Consider the following 16,725-nt stretch of genomic DNA (forward strand, 5'->3'; position numbering starts at 1 on the left):
AATGAAGAGTATTGTTTGGGACTTTGATGACACTATTGCCAATAGTTATCCGGGGATTGTCTCAGCGACGCAGAGATCTCTGCGGGAAAACTTTGATATTAGCTTGTCAAAAGATACTATTTTTAAGGAATCAAAGAAGACTTCAGTTAGAAAGTTTGTGACTGAATTATTGCAAGATCAAGATAATGTCGAGCAGGCGGTTAAAGTATTTTATCTCAGTTATTTTCGCTACGAAAAAGAATATCATGATAAAATCACGTTAATGCCTCATATCAAACAAGTTTTACATTATTGTGCTGATCATGGATATACGCAATTTATCGTGACTCACCGCGATCAATCTATTTTTCCATTGATTAAATCATTAGGAATAGCTGACTATTTCAAAGAAGCTGTCAGTGTTGCTGATGACTTTCAACGTAAGCCAGATCCTGATATGTTACAGTATTTGATCAAAAAATATGGATTATCGAGCGATGAATTGTGGGTCATTGGCGACCGCAAGATCGATGTTGACTTCGGTAAAAGTGTCGGCGCTAATACAATCATTTTCAGTGCTGATAAGGTTGATTTTGATCATGATTATCAAGTGAAAGATCTAATAGAAATCGAAAAAATACTTTAGGATGTAACGATGGAAAATAAACTGAACAAATTGTCATACGATCAAGTCGTAGCAATTCATTTAGCAATTGAAGATAGTGACGAGATTACTTTTAGTGAGAAACGTTTGCAAAGTAATATTGAGTTTTTGAACCAATTCGATAATTTGAATGAGTATTTAACTCATTTATTCTGTACCGTCATTTGTGATGATATTTTTGAAAAATATAATACTCAAACTGCTATTGCGGCGATGGATTTCTTCTTACGACGCAATGGATACAGCTTGAATTTGACTGACAACCAAGAAAAAGAAACGATCCTTGGCCTGGTAAAGACGATTAAGGATAGTCGTGAGTTGAAAAAAACAGAATTAAATTATATTCAATCGCGATTAGCTGATTGCGTTCATCCTTATTCGGAGTAAGTCTTTGAATTAAATAATAATTTGTTTTTGTAAATGTTTTTAGCGTAGAACAATGGCTACTTACGTAGCTGCTGATTCTACGTTTTTTTTTTCAAAAATATTAATAAGTGGAATAATAAAAAATGAAAAATATCCCATAGGCTTCATTAATTAGCTGGATTATAATAAATAAATGTCATAGAATAACGTGGGAGATGTAAATATATTTTTAATCGATGTGAACCTAATATGCCAATCGTTAACAACGGTCTTGCCAGGACCTTTTTCAATGTCTTCACTCGGTTAAAAAGGTCATCTTATTACATCAAATTTTGATTAATGAAAAGGTGATTGTGTATGAAAAGTGAGTCGGATCTTTCTAAAATTGCCATAAAGTCGCTTCTATATGAATTAAATTTACAACCAAGGCCATGGTTGCTAGAGCCAAGCGACGCTTCTTCAAATTCAGAGCAAGCAATTCATCAAGCAATAGACAAGGTTTATACTCTGAAGCCTTATTTCATTAAGTTTGTTCAACTTGGAGAATATTTCGACGGTGATAGATTATCAGAATTGTTTGAATCCTTGCGTACTTTGGGAAAACAAGCGGAAAACGTTTACTTGCCTGAAACTAATGGCGTAAATCCCAATCAAGGTGCGCTTTTTTCACTGGGGATACTTTTGACGGCCGCTGGATATGATCAAGAACATCTGCAAGAAACTGTCAAAAAGATGTTAGTCGATCTTGATAACGAGCAGCCTGAAGAGCTTGAAGAAAAGACTGACTTGATGCCAGGTGAGAAGTTATATTTGAAATATGGCATCGGTGGAGTACGTTCTGAAGCTATAAAGGGGTTTCCAACAGCTTTTGATATTGCTTTGCCATTCTTAAAGAGTCGTCACAATGACAACTTTGAGCGAAATCTTTTAGATACATTGATGGATATTGTAGCAGAAACTGACCCCAAGGTTATGATTATGCCTGATAAGGTTGAAGAATTAAAAAACATGCAAGGTTATGCCAAGGAAATTTTACGGGTCGGCGGCTGCAATCGGACTGAAGGACGTCAACTATTACAAGAAATGAACAGCTATTCCAATGAGAATAAACTGGGTCTTGGTTTTTACAAAGATATACTAATTGTTACGATTTTTTTATATTCACTTGAAATTGAGTCAAATTATTAATTTAAATAAATATGCATAGCATTTTAAAAGCAAATCTATGGAAGATTTGCTTTTTTTACGAGTTTAAGTCACATAAAAAAGTTCGGTGAGGATTTGAAAAAATTTCCCACCGAACTTTTATGCTAAAGAGGCTGTTTTGTCACAGCTATATTACTGTTATTTGAAATATTCTTTGAGACCATTTGTAACATCTTGCGCAACCTTTTGTTTGTACGAGTTGGAGTTAATGTACTTATAATCCGCAGTCGAATTGATATAGCCTAGCTCGATCAAGATTGATGGTTGGCTGTTATAGTGCAAGACATAGAGGTCTTTCTGAGCAGTTCCACGGTTACCGATAGCCAAACTCTTCAATTGTGAGTTTATATCATCGGCTAACTGACCGTCTTTATTCTTATTATAGTAATAAGTTGTGACGCCTGAACCGGCATTAGCTTGAGCACTGGAATCAAAGTGTAAACTGATGAAGGCATCCGCTTGCATCTTGCTAGACAAACGAGCTCTTTGCCCAAGAGTCTTACTTTGATCACCAGTCCGGGTCAAAATTACCCGTGCACCTGTTTTAGCCAGTTCTTGTTGAATAGCTTTTGCATAAGCTAAAGTAAAATTCTTTTCATAAGTATCTTTTTTAGACTCAGCACCAGAATCGTCGCCACCATGACCAGGATCGATCACGATAGTTGCTTCTGAAATATTAGTTGCGGCGGATTTAACAGCACTCTTAGTTCCAGAAATCGTTACGACCCAGCTGGCAACGTAACCGACTGAACCGTCAGAATCTCTAACTTTGTACCATTTGCCGTCTTTACCCAAGTAATCGAATTGTTTACCAACTTTGGCTGTTTTAACTACTCGTCCGTTTTGATCAGGTTCAATTCGTAACTTAGTATTGGGTTGGGTGACTGTAACTTTTTTAATTCCATCATCTGAGTTGTCACTCGTTGAAGTGGAACCAGAAGTTTCTTGGGTACCTTGGATGAAACTCGATTTGACCCAACCAGCAGTACCATTGTAAAGGATTTGTGTCCAATCTTGTTCTTGATACATAATGGTAACTTTTTGTGATTGTTCAATCGTACCCAAGACGCTGCTGTTCTCATCAGCACCTTTGAAGACGGTTGTATTAGGAACCTTTATGATCCCAACTTTATTAGTAGCTGAGCTAACATCAGTATTATCGATCAGCCAGCTGGCAACCCAGCCAATTTTATCTCCGGACAATCTTACTTGATACCACTTGTTCTTTTCATCCAAGATGGCTAATTTGTCACCTTTTTTTACCTGTCCCATGTTGGCATAGGAAAGACCAGGGCCAACTCGGACATTAACTGAATCAGACTGTACAACGACAGCATTGGCACTTGCTAGGGCGACAGTTGACCAGCTTGACAGAGCAATTAAGAGCAAAATAGCAACAAGGATCCGGTTTTTAATAAAAAACTTTATAATTTTTTTCATTTAACTGATTCCTTAGTGTCAAATTACTGACATTTCTATAACTATATATTACTTAATATGACAACAAGTTGAAAGATTAGATTGCAAAATTTTTGATAAATTTTACACTTTTTCTTGCTGTTTGAAAATAAAAGTGAAATCGCTGATAAATTTTAGGAGAAAACGTTAACATTGGTTGATTGGCTTGACAACGTCTGTATTTTTGGATAGTTTATAAGTATATTCTTAATCAAATAAATCGTTTTACAGAGAATCTGGTGGCTGAGAGCAGATAACGACTGATTGTGTGACTTTTTTATCGTTTGGCAGGCGTTAACTGCAGCAAAAAAACTAGGTGGTACCGTGCAAAATGCACCCTTGTCTTATTTAGACAAGGGTGTTTTTTATTTAAGGAGGATTTTTTATGCGCTATCAAAAACCTAAAGGAACGATGGACATTTTGCCAGGAGATTCTCAAAAGTGGCAATATGTCGAAGCAATCGCTCAAGAAACTTTTAATAAGTATCGTTTTTCTGAAATTAGAACACCAATCTTTGAATCATATGAAGTCTTTGAAAGATCATCAGGCGATACCTCAGATATCGTTTCCAAAGAAATGTATGATTTTAAAGACAAAGGTGATCGTCATTTGGCTTTACGTCCTGAAGGAACAGCGGGAGTAGTTCGGGCTTATGTCGAAAATAAACTTTATGGACCAGAACATGTTAAACCATATAAAGTTTGGTACAAGGGCCCAATGTTTAGATATGAACGTCCACAATCTGGGCGTCAACGTCAATTCCACCAAATCGGAGTCGAAGCTTTTGGATCTGACTCACCAGAATTAGATGCCGAAATTATTTCTGTAGGTTTGGAATTCTTAAACCGTTTAGGTATTAAGAATTTGAAAGTAGCTTTGAATACGCTAGGCGATCCGGAATCAAGAGCCGCTTATCACAAAGCTTTAGTTGATTATTTCACACCTTTTAAAGATCAATTGAGTGAGGATTCAAAGATTCGTTTGGATAAAAATCCTCTAAGAATTCTTGATAGTAAAGATGAGAATGATAAGAAGTTCGTTGCCAATGCGCCATCAATTTTGGATTATTTAAACGAAGCTTCAGCAAAGAGATTTGAATATCTCAAAGGTTTGCTCGAAGACTTAGGTATTAATTACGAAGTAGATTCGACCATGGTTCGCGGACTTGATTATTATAACCACACGATTTTTGAATTTATGGTAACTGATCCAGCTTTTGGCAACAAGGAGATCACTGTTTTAGCCGGTGGTCGTTATAACGGATTGGTCGAAGAATTAGGTGGTCCGGAAACACCAGGTATTGGTTTTGGCCTAGGGGTTGAACGTTTGATGTTGTTATTGAAGGATGAAGACTTGCCAAGTACAGACGATTTGGATGTCTATCTGGTAACTATCGGCCAAAAAGCTGAACGAGCTTCAGTTAAGATTCTCTCTAGCTTACGTAGAGCTGGATTCTGTGCTGATAAGGATTATTTACAACGAAAAATTAAAGCTCAGTTTAAGACGGCCAATAATTTGCACGCTAAATATACTGTCACAATCGGTGATACAGAACTAGAGAATGATACAGCCAATGTTAAGAACATGGCGACTGGTGACCAAGTTAGCGTTTCATTAGAAAACTTAGCAGCAGAATTGAAAAAGATCGAGGGATAATTATGGAAGAAAGAACTGATTACTGTGGCAACATCACAGAAGAATATGTTGGTAAACAAGTTTCTTTAAGCGGCTGGGTTCAACGACGCCGCGATTTAGGTAATTTGATTTTTGTTGACTTAAGAGACTACAAAGGAATCGTCCAATTAGTTTTCAACAATGATCATCAAGCAGCACTCCAAACCGCTGAAGAGCTTCGTTCAGAGTATGTCATCAATGCGATTGGGACTGTCAGACTTCGTGGTGAAGGCGCTACTAACGACGATATGAAAACTGGTAAAGTTGAAGTTGTCGTTGAAAAGGTTGAAATTCTCAATAAGTCTTTGACACCACCTTTTGAAATTAAAGATGATATTGATTCTTCTGAAGAAACTAAGTTGAAGTATCGTTACCTTGACCTTCGTCGTCCAGAGATGCAAAAGGCCATCAGAACTCGTGCTCAGATTAAACATTCTGTTAATGAATATTTGTACGATAACGGCTTCATTGATATCGAAACTCCTAACTTGACACCATCAACACCCGAAGGTGCCCGTGATTATTTGGTACCTTCACGTGTCTACCCAGGTAGATTCTTTGCATTGCCACAATCACCACAATTGTTCAAACAATTATTGATGGTCGGTGGTTTTGACCGTTACTTCCAATTGGCTCACTGCTTCCGTGATGAAGATCTTCGTGGCGACCGTCAACCAGAATTTACTCAAATCGATATCGAAACTAGTTTCATGAGCAAAGAAGAAATCCAAACTGTTACTGAAGGTTTGATTGCTCGAGTTATGAAGGATGAAAAGGGTATTGAAGTTAAGACTCCTTTCCCAAGAATTAACTGGGACGATGCCATGGATCGCTTCGGTTCTGACAAACCCGATGTTCGTTTTGGTATGGAACTACAAAATCTTAATGATGTTTTTGCCGATACAGAATTCAAAGTCTTCAAAGGTACCATTGACAATGGGGGTCAAGTTAAGGCTATTGTCGTTAAAGATGGAGCTGACAAATATTCCAGAAAGAATATTGAGGCTTACCAAGAATATATCAAACGTTTCGGTGCTAAAGGTTTAGCCTGGACTAAATTCAATGATAATGAGTTAACTGGTGGCGTTGCTAAATTCATCAAGCCTCAAGAAGCTGCCTTAGTTGAACGTTTAGGCCTTGAAAATAATGATCTATTACTATTCGTTGCTGACAAGAAAAAGGTCGTTGCCGATGCTTTAGGCTACTTGAGAAATGCGATTGCCAAAGAACAACATCTTTATGATCCAAATGAATTTGCCTTTATTTGGGTAGTTAACTGGCCATTATTCGAATATGATGAAGGTATTCAACGTTGGACTGCCGCCCATCATCCTTTCACTATGCCAAATGAAGAAGATGTTCACTATCTAAATGATGGCGAAGATCCACATAAAGCTTACGCTCAAAGTTATGATATCGTGCTCAATGGTTATGAACTCGGTGGTGGATCAATTCGTATCCATGACTACAAGATTCAAGAAAAGATGCTCAAGGCTTTGAACTTTACTAAAGAAAAAGCTTATGAACAATTCGGCTTCCTATTAGATGCCTTGCAATATGGTTGTCCTCCACATGGTGGTTTGGCAATCGGTTTGGATCGTTTCGCTATGTTATTATCTGGCAAGGACAATATCCGTGACGTGATTGCTTTCCCTAAGAATTCAAACGCTACCGAACCAATGACACATGCTCCGCTTGAAGTTGCCAAACAACAATTGGATGATTTGGGCATTGAAGTAAGTAAAAAGGATTAATGTGATTAACACAAACTGCAATTAACTAAACTTGCAAGATAGATTTTGCAAAGCAACAAATTATTTCTAGATTAAAATACCAGTGGGTCAACTATTATTGATGGTTGAGGTACTGGTATTTTTTATCCTGTATTTAAATACATTTCTGATGTTCTTAGATAATCCTTTGATTAATTGATATTTTGTTTAGTTTGCTTTTTAATTGCACACAATTTAAGCAAATAGCTAGAAAAAAATTAATGAAAGCTTATACTAGTTACATAAATAGAGAAGGAGTGTTTATTTATGAAGGAATTTAAAAAAGATCTAACCAATCTGAATGAAGAAGAACTTGAAGTAACCCAACATGCTGCCACAGAGCGTTCTTTTAGTGGAAAATACGATGATTTTTACAAAAAGGGCATCTATGTTGATGTTACTAGTGGTGAGCCATTGTTCTCATCAGCTAAGAAATACGATGCTGGTTGCGGTTGGCCATCATTCAGTGAACCAATTGCTAAATTAAAGGAACGTCGTGATACTCGCTTGAGTCGTGAAAGAACGGAAGTTAGAAGTGAAAGTGCTGACTCACATTTGGGACATGTTTTCACCGATGGACCTCAAGAATTAGGTGGTTTACGTTATTGTATTAATTCAGCTGCCTTGAAGTTTATTCCATATGAAGATATGGATGACCAAGGATATTCCGATTATAAGAAATATGTTGATGAAGGGGATGCTGATTAATGAAAAAAGAGACTGCCATTTTTGCTGGGGGCTGCTTTTGGTGCATGGTAAAGCCTTTTGACGAACAACCAGGAATTATTTCAGTTGTTTCCGGTTATTGCGGAGGTCATGTTGCCAATCCGACCTATGAACAAGTTTGTACCGAGACTACAGGTCATGCCGAATCTGTTGAAATCACTTACGATGCCGACGTTGTGTCTTATCAAGATTTGGTTGAAATTTATTGGCAAATAGCTGATCCAACCGATGCAATGGGCCAGTTCCAAGACCGTGGTGATAGATATCGTCCTGTTATTTTTTATCAGAATGAGTCACAAAAAGAAATAGCCGAGGCCTCGAAAAAAGCTTTAAGTGAATCAGGAGAATTTTCTGAACCAATTGTTACTCAAATTCAACCAGCGACGACTTTTTACCCTGCTGAGGACTATCATCAAGATTTTTATAAGAAAAATCCAGAACGCTTTGAACTCGAAGAGAGCGGCGGTCGAGCTGATTTTATTAAAAAACATCGTAAATAGTCTGAAATTCCCGTCATTTGTGCTAATATGTTTAGGTAACTAAGACAACTAGGAGAACTTTTAGTATGGGCGAGATTGATAAGCTGATTGAAAGACATCAGTACTTATCTAAAGTATCAATAGCTTTTTTGTATTCAATTGCGGTATCGATTGCGGTTAATATGTTCTGGACGCCGGGCGGGATTTATGGTTCTGGTGTAACTGGTGCAGCCCAATTGATTTCTACCGTTTCACATCGCTGGTTGCCGTTTAATTTGTCAACAGCGGTTATGTACTTTGCACTTAATGAACCACTATTCGTATTGTCGTGGCGAAAAATCGATCATAAGTTTACTGTTTTCACGGTGATTGCAGTAGCTTTAGCCAGTTTGATGATGCATTTATTGCCACCTGTTAGAATCACTGCTGATCCGCTTGTTTGTGCCATTTTTGGTGCAGTAGCGAATGGTTTCGGTACCGGAATGGCGCTGAGAAATGGTATTTCTACCGGTGGTATCGATATTTTGGGAATTATTTTACGAAAGAAAACTGGTAAGAGTGTTGGTACGATCAACATTATCTTCAATATCTTCATTGTTGCCTGTGCTGGTTTTCTCTTCGGCTGGGTCCATGCTCTCTACAGTGCGGTCAGTATCTTCATCAACGGACAAGTTATTGATATGATTTACAATAAGGATCAAAAACTTCAAGTTATGATCGTAACTTCAAAACCAAAGAATGTTATTACGCAAATTCAAAATGAGATGCGTCGTGGTATCACGATTGTTCATGATGCAGAAGGTGCCTATAAGCATGAAGAAAAAACAATTCTTTTTACAGTAATTTCCCGTTCAGAATTACATGACTTAGAAAATGCGATGTCATTATCTGATCCACATGCCTTTGTTAGTGTGACCGATACTGTTAAAGTTATGGGACGTTTCTATCAGGCACATATTTATTAGAATTTTAGGTGAGACCGTCAGGTTTCACTTTTTTTGTTATGCTATACTTTTGATAGTTAAATTCAGGGAGGTTTTTAGGATGATTATAGGTTCACATGTAGCGATGAAAGCACCAAAGATGTTAGTTGGCTCGGCACAAGAGGCTCACAGTTATGGCGCTAATGCGATGATGATCTTTACCGGGGCGCCACAAAATACTCGTCGAAAAGATGTTTCAGAAATGAAGATTCCAGAGGGCCAAAAACTTTTGAAAGAATACGGAATTGACCATATTATTGGTCATGCCCCTTATATTGTTAATCTTGGTAACACGGTCAAACCAGACAAATTACCTTTTGGGATCTCTTTTATGCATGATGAATTTATGCGTTCGGATGCTTTAGGTATTGAAGCGTTGAGCTTTCATCCCGGAGCACATTTGAATCAAGGGCCAGAGGTGGCTTTGAAACAAATTGGCCAAGCTTTGAATGAAGCTATTATGCCGGATCAAAAAGTCAGTGTTGCGATTGAAACTATGGCTGGTAAGGGAACGGAAGTAGGGATCACTTTTGAACAAATTGCTGAAATTTTTGATAATTGTCAACAAAACGATAAATTGTCAGTCACAATGGATACTTGTCACATGAACGATGCCGGCTACGACGTTAAAAATGATTTTGACGGCGTTTTGAATGAATTTGATCACATTATTGGGTTGGATAAACTTTCCGTTATCCACTTGAATGATTCCAAGAATGAAATGGGGTCGCACAAGGATCGCCATGACAGTATAGGTTTTGGAACGATTGGTTTTGATGCTTTGAATTATGTTGCCCACCATCCACAGTTGGAAAATGTCCCTAAAATTATGGAAACGCCTTATGTTAAAAAAGACGAAAATGATAAAAAGGGTGTTGCTCCATACAAACTAGAAATTGAAATGTTAAAAGCAGGGCAATTTGATCCTGAAATGAAAGATAAACTGAGAGCTCAATAGACTTTTCCCAGACAAAAATAAAGGACCTAATTATTAAATTAGAGGCCCTTTATTTTTTTACGAATTTACAGGTAGATGGTCTGTCGTTGTTTGAGTTTCATTTTGGGCATTCTTTAGTTCGTCAGCAACCATCTGTTTTTCGGCTACTTTAAAGAATGGATAATACATTGCTCCAGCAATAATTAATTCAATAGCTGACCAAACGGCGGCACGCCAATCCCAACCTGTGGCCATCAATGGTCCGATAATTGGAGGCATTGTCCAAGGCACCATGGCTACAGGAGCATTCATCAGACCTAAGCTGATTAAAATGTAACTACCAGTGGCTAATACCAATGGAATAATGATGAAAGGTATCATCGTCAAAGGATTCATAACGATTGGGAAACCAAAGATAACGGGCTCGTTGATTTCAAATAAGGCGCCTGGAAAAGCTACTCGTCCTAAATCGCGGTACGTTCGACTCTTGGAAAAGAGCATCAATAATACCAAGGTGATTGTGGCACCAGTACCACCAACGTTGACCATTAAACTAGAAAAACCGGCAGCTGTCGCGTAGGGCAGTGGTTGATGGTGAGCAAAGGCGGTTGCATTTGCAGCGAGAAATTGTAAAAAGATAGGGTCAGCAATTCCTTCTAGCGTCATATCACCGTGAATACCACAGACCCAAAGTAAACTGACCAAGAAAGTATAGACTAAGATTCCCGGTAAGGTGTTCATCGCAAACAATAATGGATGGAAAATCGATTGAATTACTTGGTTGATATCGATGTGTAAAGGCATTCTGATGACCCAAAAGAGTAACAGGATGACAAAACCAGGCAGTAGTGAAACGAATGAATTTGATACCGCCGTGGGAACACCATCAGGTAGTTTGATGACAATATTCTTTTTGATGAAGAAATTAAAAATAGTTACTGAAATCATTGCTGTAATAATAGCTGTAAATAAACCTGATGATGAAAAATTATCAGTGTTGAGTTTGAATTTATTATCGAATGAGACGATAACAAAGGCCATAGTCGATAACCCAGCGCCAGAAATTGGATCGATCTCTAACGATTTAGCCAATTCAAATCCGATACCGATAGCAGCTAGTAACGAAATGATTCCAAAAGAACCATTGACGGCGACGCTGATCATATTCATATAAGGCTTGATCAGATTAGTCCAAGCGGCAATCGGGATATTACCTAAAATAAGAAAGATACTCCCACTGATAATAGCTGGAAGCGTTAGTACAAGACCGTTACGAATCGAGACTAAGTATCGATTGTTACCGACTTTAGACATCGGCGGCATGATAGTTCCTTGAAGCCAATCCATGAATTTGTTCATGAAAAATCCCCCCTCTTAATAGTTGCTCAATTCAGTTGACAACAAACAAGAGTATAAACCTGGAATCGTTTGCAAACAATAGGTATATACCAAATTTAGTAAATATTTTTAATTATTTATAATTTTCGGATTAATGAAATAAAAAAACCTCTGATTCAAAGTTTCGAGTCAGAGGTAATAGGTTAGTAACTTGGATTATTTTTTAACTATTTTTGTAGCCATTGAAATTCAATTTTTCCATAATGATGGCTGCGGTCTCTTCGATTGAACGATCAGCAACATTGATCACCGGACAACCTAATTTTTGATAAATATCATTCGAGTAGTCGATTTCTTTTTGAATCTCGCCTTCATCTGAATAATTAGTATCAGGATTTAACCCGTAGGCAATCATTCTTTGACGACGGATTTTTAATAGAACATTCATATCGTTAGTTAAGCCAATGATCTTTTGCTTGTCAACCGCCCATAATTGCTCTGGGATGGCCGTTGCCGGTGATAGTGGTAGATTAGCTACCTTAATGTTTTTATTGGCTAGATAAAGCGACAGTGGGGTTTTCGAAGTTCTGGAAATACCAAGTAGAACTAAGTCGGCTTCGAGGAAACCTTTTGGATTTTGACCGTCATCGTTAGTAATAGTAAACTCCATTGCAGAGATCATATCGAAATAGTCTTTATCCAATTCATGCAACAAGCCTTTTTTACGCAAAGGTGTTTGATGACTGATCTGTGAATATGTTCCAATAATGGGATTTAAAATATCATAATAGACGATGCCATTCTTTTGACAAAATTCATTGATATTTTCACAGATTTCTTTTGAGACAATTGTATGTAAAATCACCGCATGGACGTCTCGAGCCCGATTTAAGATCCTTTGAAGCTGATCATCTTTTTTTATAAAGGGATATTTAGTGAAAGTTGTATCCATTTCTGGGAATTGTATGAAAGCTGCTCTAGCAACTCTTAAAGCGGTTTCACCAACACCATCAGAGAGAACAAAGACATCTAATTTTTGTTTCATAGTAAATTCCTCCAAAAAAATGTAAAAAATTATTTGAACATTATCTTCTTTTTGTTATAATAACATATGAACTGCAAGAGCAATAGACAGTTACGTTAGAAATCGGAAGGAGGGATTATCATATGGCAAAAACCGTCGTTCGTGAAAACGAGTCGCTTGATGATGCTCTTCGTCGATTCAAACGTTCCGTTTCAAAGAGTGGTACTCTTCAAGAATATAGAAAACGTGAGTTTTACGAAAAGCCAAGTGTCAAGAGAAAGTTAAAGTCTGAGGCTGCTCGTAAGCGCAACAAGAAACGTCGTTAATCGATAGTTTCAAAAGGTTAAAACAATTTACTTTGTTTTAACCTTTTTTTTGTCAAAAAAATCATCTGTTGTGCTATCATTCAAGGTAATACATGGAAGGGTTGGACTTTATTGACAGAAAAAGTTGAACAAATTAAAAAAAGCATTCAAATCAGAAATCCGCAAAACGCTGTAAATCTATTTGGAGTTAATGATAGTAATTTACATTTAATTGAGGAAGGGTTAGATGTTGAAATTCATGCATTCGGTGACCGTTTAGATGTGACGGGAACTGAGGAAAATGTTGATCATGCACTGGCTTTACTGAAAAAACTAATGGAATTGGTTCAAACTGGAGTTAGCCTTGGGGCGGCCGATATCGTCAGTGGCTTGAAAATGGTCGAAAGAGGGACTTTAGATTACTTTGGTGACTTATATAAAGATGAGTTGATCAAGGACTTCAGCGGTAAACCGGTCCGGGTCAGAAACTTTGGCCAACGTCAGTATGTGAATGCAATCAATCACAATGATATTACCTTTGGAATTGGTCCTGCTGGTACTGGTAAAACCTATCTAGCGGTAGTTATGGCAGTCGCTGCACTCAAGCAGGGTAAGGTTCAAAGAATCATTTTGACTCGTCCAGCTGTTGAAGCAGGTGAGAGTTTAGGCTTTCTACCAGGAGACTTGAAGGAAAAAGTTGATCCATATATGCGACCAATTTATGATGCACTTTATGCTATTATGGGCTCTGATCATACTAGTCGCTTACTGGAACGTGGTGTGATCGAAGTAGCACCGTTAGCTTATATGCGTGGTCGTACTTTGGATGAAGCCTTTGTAATCTTGGATGAGGCTCAAAATACGACTCGTGAGCAAATGAAAATGTTTTTGACACGACTCGGTTTTGGTTCCAAAATGATCGTTAATGGTGATATTTCTCAGATTGACTTGCCTGGTCATGCCCGTAGTGGGTTAGTGCAAGCACAGGCTATTTTGAAGAATTTGCCACACGTGGAGTTTGTAAACTTCAGTTCAGCCGACGTGGTGAGACATCCAGTTGTGGCTGAGATCATCGATGCTTATGAAGATTCAGATAAAATTGAAAAATAACTATTGGGGATTATTATGGATTTAGAGATATATAATGATGATAATTTGATCGACCAAGCACGTGAAGCTTGGGTCAAAGATATCGTTTCATTTACTTTCAACAAATTGGATTTAAAAGATAGTACACAATTGTCGATTCATTTCGTGACGAAAGATAAGATTCATGAAATTAACAAAGAATATCGTGACACTGATCGTGCAACAGACGTAATCAGCTTTGCCATCAACGATGGGGAAGACTCTTTAGATTACCTCGAAGCACAGATTCCTGATCTGCCAGTTGACTTAGGCGACCTCTTTATCAGTGTTGAAATCGTGGCTGAACATGCTAAAGACTATGAGCATTCATTTGACCGTGAACTAGGTTACACAATTGTTCATGGAATTTTGCATTTGAATGGTTATGACCACATCAAACCAGATGAAGAGAAAGTCATGATTGGCTTACAAGAGAAGATTTTAAGTGCATATGGTTTAGAAAAATAAATTTTTTAAAGAATATTGGGCAATAGTCTGATATTCTTTTTTTGAAACAAACTTCTGTTATATAATTATTACCTGAGATACACAAAAAAGGAGACTGGAACTAGTGGAAATTACTGAAAAGCAGTTATTTGAAGTTGCCCACCAAGCAATGCAACACGCCTATGCACCATATTCACACTACACGGTGGGAGCAGCCATTTTGTGTGATGATGGCAAGATCTATTCGGGAATCAATGTGGAAAATGCCTCATATGGTTTGACCAATTGTGCCGAACGAACAGCAATTTTTAAAGCCATTTCAGAGGGAGCAACACATGTTTCCAAGATTTTGATCGTCAATGGAACTAACGAACTTTCAAAGCCTTGTGGTGCCTGTCGTCAAGTTATGAGTGAATTCATGGGACCAGAAGATACAGTCTACTTGACCAATAACAGCAACGAATATCGTGAGTATATTTTTAAAGAAATTTTGCCACTAGCATTCAGTGATAAGGACATGGATTAATTATGGATAATAAAAATTATAAGTCAGGATTTGTCGCAATTATTGGACGTCCTAACGTTGGTAAATCAACTTTTATGAACCGAATCATCAAAGAGCAGATTGCCATTACTTCACCAAAAGCTCAAACTACCAGAAATAAGATTCAAGGTATTTATACTGACAATGAACGTCAGATTATTTTCCTCGATACACCGGGAATTCATAAACCACACAACGACTTGGACCAATATATGGACAAGGCGGCGATCTCTGCTCTTAAAGAAGTCGATGCCGTCTTATTTATGACTGAAGCGGGCGAACAAGCTGGCCCTGGCGATAAGTTCATTATTGAAGAATTGAAGAAAGTCAAAGCACCTGTTTTCTTAGTACTCAATAAGATCGACTTGATCAATCCAGATGAAATGGCACCTCAAATTGACGAATATAAAGATTTGATGGACTTTGCAGAGATTATCCCAATTTCCGCTACTAATGGTAATAATATTGAAGATCTTATCGATACTTTGACGAAACATTTGCCAGTTGGTCCACAATATTATGCTGATGATCAGATTACTGACCATCCGGAATACTTTATCGTCGGTGAGTTGATTCGCGAAAAGATCCTAGAAGATACTAGAGACGAAATTCCTCATTCAATTGCGGTGGTGGTCGAATCGATGAATCAACGCAGTGAAACCGGCAAGCTACAGATCGAAGCAAATATCTATGTCGAACGTGATAGCCAAAAGCCAATCGTTATTGGTAAAGGCGGAGCCATGTTAAAGAATATTGGAATCGGTTCACGAATTAAAATTGAACATCTGTTAGGTGAAAAAGTTAATTTGAAACTTTGGGTCCGGGTTAAGAAGAACTGGCGTGATGATAAAGCCTTCTTAGCAAGTGCTGGTTACTCATTGAAGGATCTGAAGGATTAATGGCCAACTCGCCAAATAACTTTTTTGGTATTGTCGTACGCCGGCAGCGTTACAAAGAGCGAGATGCTTTAGTCACTATTTTGACTCGAGAATATGGTTTCAAAACTTTTTTGGTTCGTGGAACACAAACGGCCAAATCAAAGATCTCTGGCGCCGTTATCACTTTCTCATATGGTGAATATTCAGGCGTGATTCGTGAAAGTGGCTTGTCATATCTTAATTCGGCTAGTGATGTTAAACAGTTCACTGAAATTGTCCAAGATATTGAATTGAATGCCTATGCGACCTTTTTGTTTGATTTATACCATGAGGCGTTTGTTGATGACCCAGTGCCTGATGATTGGTATCGCATGCTCTTTAAGGCTTTGTTGTATATCGAGAATGGTTCTGATGCTCAGATCATCGTGAATATCATGCAGATGAAATTATTAAAAGCCTTTGGAGTAGAGCCTAATATGGACGCTTGCGTGGTTGGTGGCGAAACAACTGGAGACTTCGATTTTTCGGTCTTGTTGGGAGGATTACTTTGTTCTAAGCATTATGACAACGATATCCATCGTCTGCATATCCCCAAGCGCATCATCTATTTCTTGCGTCTTTTCAGTAAAATTGATTTGGACAATGTTGGTCGTATTGAAGTTAAAGAGAATAACAAGGATCTGATTCAACATGCTATTGACTCAATTTACTTAGGGACGGTTGGCTATTATCCCAAGAGTAAAGTTTTCATCGACAAAATGAAACGTTGGCGACTGTAATTGACAATTCATTCAAAAATGGTATATTGATTTATGT

At 37.8% G+C, this 16,725-nt stretch carries 18 protein-coding genes; 15 read left to right on the forward strand and 3 right to left on the reverse strand.

Annotated features, from left to right (window positions below):
- Window position 1 precedes the first annotated feature (1 nt).
- The 3 genes from ACYT32_RS07530 (at window position 2) to ACYT32_RS07540 (ending at window position 2,197) form a co-directional block, all read left to right on the forward strand.
- Window positions 2-625 (forward strand): HAD-IA family hydrolase, encoded by a 624-nt coding sequence (locus ACYT32_RS07530; RefSeq protein WP_395265571.1) that lies wholly within the window; start codon window positions 2-4, stop codon window positions 623-625.
- Between the two features lie 9 nt (window positions 626-634).
- Window positions 635-1,030 carry a hypothetical protein gene (locus ACYT32_RS07535; protein ID WP_395265570.1) on the forward strand — a complete coding sequence of 132 codons (396 nt, stop codon included), beginning with the start codon at window positions 635-637 and terminating at the stop codon, window positions 1,028-1,030.
- Window positions 1,031-1,366: 336 nt separating this feature from the next.
- Entirely contained in the window at window positions 1,367-2,197 is an 831-nt protein-coding gene (locus ACYT32_RS07540) for a triphosphoribosyl-dephospho-CoA synthase (protein WP_395265569.1), read from the forward strand.
- A gap of 156 nt (window positions 2,198-2,353) precedes the next feature.
- Here ACYT32_RS07540 and ACYT32_RS07545 read toward each other — a convergent pair whose 3' ends face one another.
- Complete coding sequence (locus ACYT32_RS07545; protein WP_395265568.1) at window positions 2,354-3,655, reverse strand: N-acetylmuramoyl-L-alanine amidase; 1,302 nt, start codon at window positions 3,653-3,655, stop codon at window positions 2,354-2,356.
- 403 nt (window positions 3,656-4,058) lie between these two features.
- Between ACYT32_RS07545 and hisS the strand changes: the two genes are divergently transcribed.
- The 6 genes from hisS (at window position 4,059) to ACYT32_RS07575 (ending at window position 10,266) form a co-directional block, all read left to right on the forward strand.
- Window positions 4,059-5,330: a histidine--tRNA ligase gene (gene hisS / locus ACYT32_RS07550; protein ID WP_395265567.1), complete on the forward strand. Its 1,272-nt coding sequence runs from the start codon at window positions 4,059-4,061 to the stop codon at window positions 5,328-5,330.
- A gap of 2 nt (window positions 5,331-5,332) precedes the next feature.
- Window positions 5,333-7,102: an aspartate--tRNA ligase gene (gene aspS / locus ACYT32_RS07555; protein WP_395265566.1), complete on the forward strand. Its 1,770-nt coding sequence runs from the start codon at window positions 5,333-5,335 to the stop codon at window positions 7,100-7,102.
- A gap of 285 nt (window positions 7,103-7,387) precedes the next feature.
- Window positions 7,388-7,828: a peptide-methionine (R)-S-oxide reductase MsrB gene (gene msrB, locus ACYT32_RS07560; protein ID WP_395265565.1), complete on the forward strand. Its 441-nt coding sequence runs from the start codon at window positions 7,388-7,390 to the stop codon at window positions 7,826-7,828.
- A complete protein-coding gene (gene msrA, locus ACYT32_RS07565) occupies window positions 7,828-8,346 on the forward strand; it encodes a peptide-methionine (S)-S-oxide reductase MsrA (RefSeq protein WP_395265564.1) in 519 nt (172 codons plus the stop codon). Before msrB ends, msrA begins: the two co-directional genes overlap by 1 nt.
- Before the next feature lie 65 nt (window positions 8,347-8,411).
- The gene (locus tag ACYT32_RS07570) at window positions 8,412-9,290 is read left to right on the forward strand and encodes a YitT family protein (protein WP_395265563.1); all 879 of its coding nucleotides are present in this window, start codon (window positions 8,412-8,414) and stop codon (window positions 9,288-9,290) included.
- Between the two features lie 79 nt (window positions 9,291-9,369).
- Window positions 9,370-10,266 carry a deoxyribonuclease IV gene (locus ACYT32_RS07575; RefSeq protein WP_395265562.1) on the forward strand — a complete coding sequence of 299 codons (897 nt, stop codon included), beginning with the start codon at window positions 9,370-9,372 and terminating at the stop codon, window positions 10,264-10,266.
- A gap of 57 nt (window positions 10,267-10,323) precedes the next feature.
- Here the strand turns inward: ACYT32_RS07575 and ACYT32_RS07580 are convergent, their stop codons facing one another.
- A complete protein-coding gene (locus ACYT32_RS07580) occupies window positions 10,324-11,604 on the reverse strand; it encodes a PTS sugar transporter subunit IIC (RefSeq protein WP_395265561.1) in 1,281 nt (426 codons plus the stop codon).
- Between the two features lie 202 nt (window positions 11,605-11,806).
- Window positions 11,807-12,628 carry a pyruvate, water dikinase regulatory protein gene (locus ACYT32_RS07585; RefSeq protein ID WP_395265560.1) on the reverse strand — a complete coding sequence of 274 codons (822 nt, stop codon included), beginning with the start codon at window positions 12,626-12,628 and terminating at the stop codon, window positions 11,807-11,809.
- Between the two features lie 122 nt (window positions 12,629-12,750).
- Here ACYT32_RS07585 and rpsU point away from each other — a divergent pair, with 122 nt between their 5' ends.
- From rpsU to recO, 6 genes are all read left to right on the forward strand, one after another.
- Complete coding sequence (gene rpsU / locus ACYT32_RS07590) at window positions 12,751-12,933, forward strand: 30S ribosomal protein S21 (RefSeq protein ID WP_010019742.1); 183 nt, start codon at window positions 12,751-12,753, stop codon at window positions 12,931-12,933.
- Window positions 12,934-13,044: 111 nt separating this feature from the next.
- On the forward strand, window positions 13,045-14,022 hold the full coding sequence (locus ACYT32_RS07595; RefSeq protein WP_395265559.1) for a PhoH family protein: 978 nt from the start codon (window positions 13,045-13,047) through the stop codon (window positions 14,020-14,022).
- A 15-nt stretch (window positions 14,023-14,037) separates the two neighbouring features.
- Entirely contained in the window at window positions 14,038-14,508 is a 471-nt protein-coding gene (gene ybeY, locus ACYT32_RS07600; RefSeq protein WP_395265558.1) for an rRNA maturation RNase YbeY, read from the forward strand.
- 103 nt (window positions 14,509-14,611) lie between these two features.
- Window positions 14,612-15,013 carry a cytidine deaminase gene (locus ACYT32_RS07605; protein WP_395265557.1) on the forward strand — a complete coding sequence of 134 codons (402 nt, stop codon included), beginning with the start codon at window positions 14,612-14,614 and terminating at the stop codon, window positions 15,011-15,013.
- Between the two features lie 2 nt (window positions 15,014-15,015).
- Window positions 15,016-15,930, forward strand: coding sequence for a GTPase Era (gene era, locus ACYT32_RS07610; RefSeq protein ID WP_395265556.1), 915 nt, complete (start codon window positions 15,016-15,018; stop codon window positions 15,928-15,930).
- Complete coding sequence (recO, locus tag ACYT32_RS07615; RefSeq protein WP_395265555.1) at window positions 15,930-16,688, forward strand: DNA repair protein RecO; 759 nt, start codon at window positions 15,930-15,932, stop codon at window positions 16,686-16,688. Before era ends, recO begins: the two co-directional genes overlap by 1 nt.
- The last annotated feature ends 37 nt before the right edge of the window (window positions 16,689-16,725 follow it).

It is taken from the genome of Companilactobacillus sp. FL22-3 (assembly GCF_054881455.1).